Here is a 6151-nt window from a genome sequence, read left to right on the forward strand (position 1 = left end):
GTGCGTGAACCCCTGGCCCTCCGCACGCTTCATCAGCTCGACCACACTCCACGCCGGCGGGTCCGTCTGGAGTACGAGTCCGAAGTCCATTGAGACTGCTCCTAGATGAGGTACTGGCAGGTGCCGCGGGGGGTGTACTGGCCGTGTCCGGCCCGGCCCTCGTACTCCCGGTCCAGGATGACGGGCTCGCCGCGCGACAGGACGGTTTCGACCCGGCCGGTGACGCGCTTGCCCTCGTACGCCGAGTAGTCGACGTTCATGTGATGGGTTTCGGCGGAGATGACCTGCTCGGTATGCGGGTCGTAGATGACGATGTCGGCGTCCGCGCCCGGGGCGATCGTGCCCTTGCGTGGATAGAGACCGAACATCCGGGCGGGCGCGGCGCAGGCGATCTCGATCCAGCGGCGGCGGGAGATGCGGCCCTCGACAACTGCCTGGTGGAGCAGGTCCATCCGGTTCTCGACCCCCGGGAGACCGTTGGGGATCTTGGAGAAGTCGCCCCTGCCCAGGTCCTTCTGACCGTTGAAGCAGAACGGGCAGTGGTCGGTGGAGACCACCTGGAGGTCGTTGGTGCGCAGGCCGCGCCAGAGGAACTCCTGGTGCTCCTTGGGGCGCAGGGGTGTAGAGCAGACGTACTTGGCGCCCTCGAAGTCGGGCTCGGCGAGATTGTCGGTGGAGAGGAAGAGGTACTGCGGGCAGGTCTCCCCGAAGACATTGAGCCCCTTGTCGCGGGCCGCGGCCAGCTCTTCCACCGCCTGCTGGGCGGACACGTGGACGACGTAGAGGGGGGAGCCGGCGACCTGGGCGAGGGCGATGGCTCGGTGGGTGGCCTCGGCCTCGAGCAGGGCGTGCCGGACCTCGCCGTGGTAGCGGGGGTCGGTCCGGCCGGCGGCCAGCGCCTGCTCGACCAGGACGTCGATGGCGATGCCGTTCTCGGCGTGCATCATGATCAGGCCGCCGTTGGCGGCGCCGCGCTGCATCGCCCGCAGGATCTTGCCGTCGTCGCTGTAGAAGACACCCGGGTAGGCCATGAAGAGCTTGAAGGACGTCACGCCTTCCTCGACCAGGACGTCCATCTCCTTGAGCGTGTCCTCGTTCACGTCGGCGAGGATCATGTGGAAGCCGTAGTCGATGGCGCACTTCGCGTCCGCCTTGGCGTGCCAGGTGTCCAGGCCGCTGCGCAGGCTCTCGCCGACCGACTGCACCGCGAAGTCCACGATCGTCGTCGTGCCGCCCCAGGCCGCCGCGCGGGTGCCCGTCTCGAAGGTGTCGGAGGCGAAGGTGCCGCCGAACGGCAACTCCATGTGGGTGTGCGCGTCGACGCCGCCCGGGATGACGTACTTGCCCGTCGCATCGATGACCCGGTCTGCGGAGGTGGTCCAGCTCTGGGCGAACTCGCTGTCGTGCGAGGCGAGAGCGGCGATCCTGCCCCCCTCGACGAGGACGTCGGCGTGGACCTCCTCCGCGGCGGTGATGACCAGTCCGCCACGGACAACTGTGCGGCTCATGCTCCCATTCCTTCCCGAAAGCACAGCCTGGTTCTACGCACGTAGACCCCGGCCGTGGTGGAAAAACGTAAGGCTCGTCACCCACTGTGGCAATACCGCTGCCGTTAATCGACGAAGACGATCGCGTTTCCTCGCTGCCGCCTTGAGATCGAAAACCACGATACGCCCGATTTGCCGCCTGATGTCCGCAAGCGCTTACGACCCCTATGCGCCTGCCCAGAAGCACCTTTCGTACGGTCATCGTGAATTCGGGTAAGCGCTGTCTGGGGCTTTGTCCGAGTGTCAGCAAACCTTCCGGAAGAACGTCCTGATGTCGTCGACCAACAGCTGCGGCTGCTCCATCGCCGCGAAATGACCGCCCCGTCGATGATGCCCACTGGCCGGGTGCCCTGCCAGACGACGTTCCACGTAACGAAGTCGCCGTGGCAGACCACCTGCCCCGGCGGGGAGAAGGCGGCCGTGGCGTCGTGGTACTCGCGCAGCAGGCGTGCGAAGGCGTCCAGTCCCTCGTCGCCGACGACCTTGGCCCAGCCCTGGGGCCCGGACTCGCCGTCGATGTAGCTCAGGACCTCACGACCCTGGTCGTCGAAGCCGAGCGCCCGGGGCGCGTACGGGAAACCCACCGCCTCCAGCTGCCGGAGCAGCGTGTGGACCTCCGGGGTCCACGGCTGGGCCGGGCGGCGGACGGTGTCGCCGACGCGTACGACCTGTCGGTGCTCGTGATCCTGCACTGGTCCCTCGATAGGATCGGCGTACGGCATCGCGTGTCGGTCACCGTCCGGGTGAGGCATGGAGGTGCCCGTGAGATGCCCGTTGGAGGCATTCCACAATGTCAGTCAACTTGAACCACACCATCGTCCACTCCCGCGACCGCCAGGCCGCCGCCGAATTCCTGGCCTCGGTTCTCGGCCTCGAGGTCGGCACCGCCTGGGGACCGTTCCTTCCGCTCGCCACCGACAACGGCGTGACCCTGGACTTCGCGACCGCCGGTCCTGACGAGTCCATCACCCCGCAGCACTACGCGTTCCTGGTCTCCGAGAAGGAGTTCGACGCGGGCTTCGAGAAGATCCAGCAGGCCGGCATCCCCTACTGGGCCGATCCGGCCCAGAGGCATCCTGGCCGGATCAACCACAACGACGGTGGCCGCGGCGTCTACTTCCTGGACCCGTCCGGCCACCACCTGGAGCTCATCACCCGTCCGTACGGCAGCGGCAGTTAGTCCCGCGAGGCCGCCGGCGCCAGCTCGAGCAACGGCCCCTCCAGCCGCCCGGCGGCCTCCGCATCGCTCTGCCGCAGCTCGCTGAGCAGGGCCCCGGTCGCCGCCCCCAGGGCACGTGACAGCTCAGCCCGCATCCAGGCTGCGTACGAGCGCCTCCCGCACCGGCGCGGTGACCTCCGCCGGCAGCCGGTCCGCCACCCCGAAGAACAGGTCGACGCCGGGCCGGTTCGTACGGCGGGCTCGCGTCGAGGGCGCAGCGCATCTGCTGGCGTCCACGGCGCTGCCGGTGGCGGGGGTGGCCGCCCGGTGCGGCTTCCGGTCGGCGGAGACGCCGCGGCAGGCGTTCGTCGCCCGGTACGGGGTTCCGCCGTCGCGCTGCCGGTCCACCGTGAGCGGCGTCGGCGGGCGGAGGCTATGCCGCCCCGGCTCCCAGTTGGTCCCAGGCCTGCTTGAGGGCGGTGTCGAGGATGTCGGCGCCTTCCTCGGCCTCGGCGACGGTGAGGGTGAGCGGGGGCGCGATGCGGAGGGAGTCGCCGGCGCGGCCGCCCTTGCCGATGAGGAGGCCGCCTTCGCGGGCGGCTTCGAGGACGAGGTTGGCGGCGGAGGGCTCGGAGAGGGCGAGGCCGAGCATGAGGCCGCGGCCGCGGACCTCGCGGACGACGGGGTTGGCGGCGGAGATGGCTTCCAGCCGGGACTTGAGGAGGCCGCCGACGCGGCGGGCGTTGGCCTGGAGGTCGTGGTCGAGGAGGTACTGGAGGTTGGCGAGGGCTCCGGCGGTGGTGATGGGGCTACCGCCGAAGGTGGAGATGGAGTTGGCGGTGAGGGTGTTCATGACGTCGGCGCGGGCGACGACGCCGCCCATGGACATGCCGTTGCCGATGCCCTTGGCGAAGGTGAGGATGTCGGGCGGCCCGGACTGGCCGTGGGCCTGCCAGCCCCAGAAGTGGTCGCCGGTGCGGCCCCAGCCGGTCTGGACCTCGTCGGTGATCCAGAGGATGCCGTGGCGGTCGAGGACCTCCTTGAAGGCGGCGAGCAGGCCGTCGGGCCCGGAGGTGAAGCCGCCGACGCCCTGGATGGGTTCGGCGATGAGCGCGGCGACCTGGCCGTTGGCCTGGCCGAGGATGTCCTCCAGGTCGGCGACGCAGGCGGTGATGAACTCGCCGTCGCTCAGGTGCGCGAAGGGCCCGCTGCTGCGGACGCCGCCGTGGACGTACAGCGTCTGGAGCGGCGAGAGGCTGGTCGGCGACCAAGCGGTGTTTCCGGTGATGCCGATGGCGGTGAAGGAACGGCCGTGGTAGCTGTTGCGGAGCGCCAGGACCTGGTTGGACTTGCGGTAGGTGGTGGCCAGGAGCAGGGCGGTGTCGTTGGCCTCCGTACCGGAGGTGGTGAAGAAGACGCGGGCGTCGGGGATGCCGGACAGGTGGGCGATGCGCTCGGCGAGGTCGACGGCCTGGCGGCTGAGGTAGAGGGTCGAGGTGTGCAGGATCTTCCCGGCCTGCTCGGTGATGGCGGCGGTGACCTCCGGCAGGGCGTGGGCGGTCATCGTGGTGAGGATCCCACCGAAGAAGTCCAGGTACTGGCGGCCCTCGGCGTCCCAGACGTGGCGGCCCCGGCCGTGGGTGATCTCGATGGGCTCGCGGTAGTACGTGGCGAGCCAGTCGGGCAGGACGGCCCGGTGGCGGGCGTGCAGCTGCGCGTGCGTCTCGGTCGTCACAGTGCCCATGGTGGGTTCCTTCGCTGCGAGTCCGCGCCCGGTTGGGCCGGGCGGCCGGGGTGATGGTGGATTCCGTCCGGGGTCTGCCGACGGTTCGACAGAGCCCCGGCCGCCTCACGCCTCCGTGAGAGGTTCGTACGCGTCGGGTCGCCGGTCCCGGTAGAACGCCCACTGCTGGCGGACCTCGGTGATCTTGTCGAGGTCGAGGTCGCGGACGAGCAGTTCCTCCTTGCTGTCGGAGGCGACGTCGCCGACGAACTGGCCGCGCGGGTCGACGAAGTACGAGGTCCCGTAGAAGTCGTTGTCGCCGTACTCCTCCACGCCGACGCGGTTGATCGCGGCGATGAAGTACTCGTTGGCGACGGCGGCGGCGGGCTGCTCCAACTGCCAGAGGTAGGAGGACAGGCCCCGGTGGGTCGCGGACGGGTTGTAGACGAGCTGAGCGCCGGCCAGGCCCAGGGCGCGCCAGCCTTCGGGGAAGTGGCGGTCGTAGCAGATGTAGACGCCGACCTTGCCGACTGCGGTGTCGAAGACCGGCCAGCCGAGATTCCCGGGCTTGAAGTAGAACTTCTCCCAGAAGCCCTTGACCTGCGGGATGTGGTGTTTGCGGTACTTGCCGAGGAAGGTGCCGTCGGCGTCGATCACGGCGGCGGTGTTGTAGTAGAAGCCGTCCTGCTCGATCTCGTAGACCGGGACGACGATGACCATGCCGGTCTCGCGGGCGAGCGCCACCATCCGCTGGACGGTGGGGCCGTCCGGGACGGGCTCGGCCCACTTGTAGTGCTCCGCCTCCTGCACCTGGCAGAAGTAGGGGGCGTTGAAGACCTCCTGGAAGCCGATCACCTTGGCGCCCTGGGCGGCGGCGGCGCGGGCGTGCTCCTCGTGCTTGGCGATCATCGACTCGGTGTCGCCGGTCCAGGTGGCCTGGACGAGTGCTGCGCGTACGACATTGGGCATGGCCAGCTCCTTCTACTTCTACGCACGTAGATACCGGCTGTACGGAGACCGTAAGAGCCCCTCACCCACTGTGGCAATAGCACCCGCGTTACTCAACGGGACTCAGCGAGGGAGGATCACGTTTCGTGGTCCGGCAGACCCGCCCGGCGCAGCGCGGCCGCGACGTCCGCGCGCCGGGAGGAGGAGTACAGCTCGGCGGCGGCCAGCACGGGGCCGACCAGGTCGTGGCGCTCGTGGACGATGTCGGCGGCGATTTCCGGGGTGCGGGCGCGGACCAGGGCGGCGAGGAGGGAGACGGACTCGTGGCGGTGGCCCGCGTCGCACAGGGCGGCGGCGGTCTGGGCGATCTCGGCGGCCGGGCGGGCGGCGGCCTGGTTGAGCAGGGTGAGGCAGTGCTCGGGTCGGTCGGCCTCGGCCAGGGCGGCGGCGGCCGCGGCGAGGCGGGACGGGGTCTGGCCGCCGATCTCCCAGAGCAGGGTCTGTACGTCGGCGGAGAGCCCGGACTGCTCCAGGGCCGTCGCCAGCAACGGGAGCTGCTCGGCGGGGGCGGCCGCGGCCTCGCTCATCAGGACGTACGCCTCGCCGCTGCGGCCGCTGCGACGCAGTTCGCCGAGCCGGGCGGCGGCGGCCTCGGCGGCGGCGCGGTGGGCCTCCACCTCACGGGCGTGGGCGGCCCGGCGTTCGTCCTTGCGACCCGACGGTGTCTCGGGCGCCCCGGCGAAGCGGGCACCGCGCGCCACGGCCTGTTCGGCG

General features: G+C 70.1%; 6 protein-coding genes and 2 pseudogenes. 2 read left to right on the plus strand and 6 right to left on the minus strand.

Annotated elements, in window-relative coordinates; translation table 11 throughout:
- Positions 1-101 precede the first annotated feature (101 nt).
- A complete protein-coding gene (gene hydA / locus EFK10_RS31990; protein ID WP_127359147.1) occupies positions 102-1508 on the minus strand; it encodes a dihydropyrimidinase in 1407 nt (468 codons plus the stop codon).
- A gap of 104 nt (positions 1509-1612) precedes the next feature.
- Positions 1613-2269 carry an aminoglycoside phosphotransferase family protein gene (locus tag EFK10_RS48925; protein ID WP_206305664.1) on the minus strand — a complete coding sequence of 219 codons (657 nt, stop codon included), beginning with the start codon at positions 2267-2269 and terminating at the stop codon, positions 1613-1615.
- Positions 2270-2337: 68 nt separating this feature from the next.
- On the opposite strand from EFK10_RS48925, the gene EFK10_RS32000 reads away from it, so the two are divergent.
- Positions 2338-2727 (plus strand): VOC family protein, encoded by a 390-nt coding sequence (locus EFK10_RS32000; RefSeq protein ID WP_127359148.1) that lies wholly within the window; start codon positions 2338-2340, stop codon positions 2725-2727.
- Here the strand turns inward: EFK10_RS32000 and EFK10_RS47940 are convergent.
- Entirely contained in the window at positions 2724-2861 is a 138-nt protein-coding gene (locus EFK10_RS47940) for a hypothetical protein (RefSeq protein ID WP_164836233.1), read from the minus strand. The genes EFK10_RS32000 and EFK10_RS47940 overlap by 4 nt on opposite strands.
- A 35-nt stretch (positions 2862-2896) precedes the next feature.
- Between EFK10_RS47940 and EFK10_RS32005 the strand changes: the two are divergent.
- Positions 2897-3049, plus strand: a pseudogene (locus tag EFK10_RS32005) (hypothetical protein); the annotation flags it as partial.
- A 90-nt stretch (positions 3050-3139) separates the two neighbouring features.
- On the opposite strand, the gene EFK10_RS32010 reads toward EFK10_RS32005, so the two are convergent.
- From EFK10_RS32010 to EFK10_RS32020, 3 genes and pseudogenes are all read right to left on the minus strand, one after another.
- Positions 3140-4450, minus strand: a complete 1311-nt coding sequence (locus tag EFK10_RS32010) for an aspartate aminotransferase family protein (RefSeq protein WP_127359149.1) — start codon at positions 4448-4450, stop codon at positions 3140-3142.
- 105 nt (positions 4451-4555) lie between these two features.
- The gene (locus EFK10_RS32015) at positions 4556-5398 is read right to left on the minus strand and encodes a nitrilase-related carbon-nitrogen hydrolase (protein ID WP_127359150.1); all 843 of its coding nucleotides are present in this window, start codon (positions 5396-5398) and stop codon (positions 4556-4558) included.
- A gap of 116 nt (positions 5399-5514) precedes the next feature.
- Positions 5515-6151, minus strand: a pseudogene (locus EFK10_RS32020) (hypothetical protein); the annotation flags it as partial.

The sequence above is a fragment of the Streptomyces soli genome, assembly GCF_003999195.1.
GTDB lineage: Bacteria > Actinomycetota > Actinomycetes > Streptomycetales > Streptomycetaceae > Actinacidiphila > Actinacidiphila soli.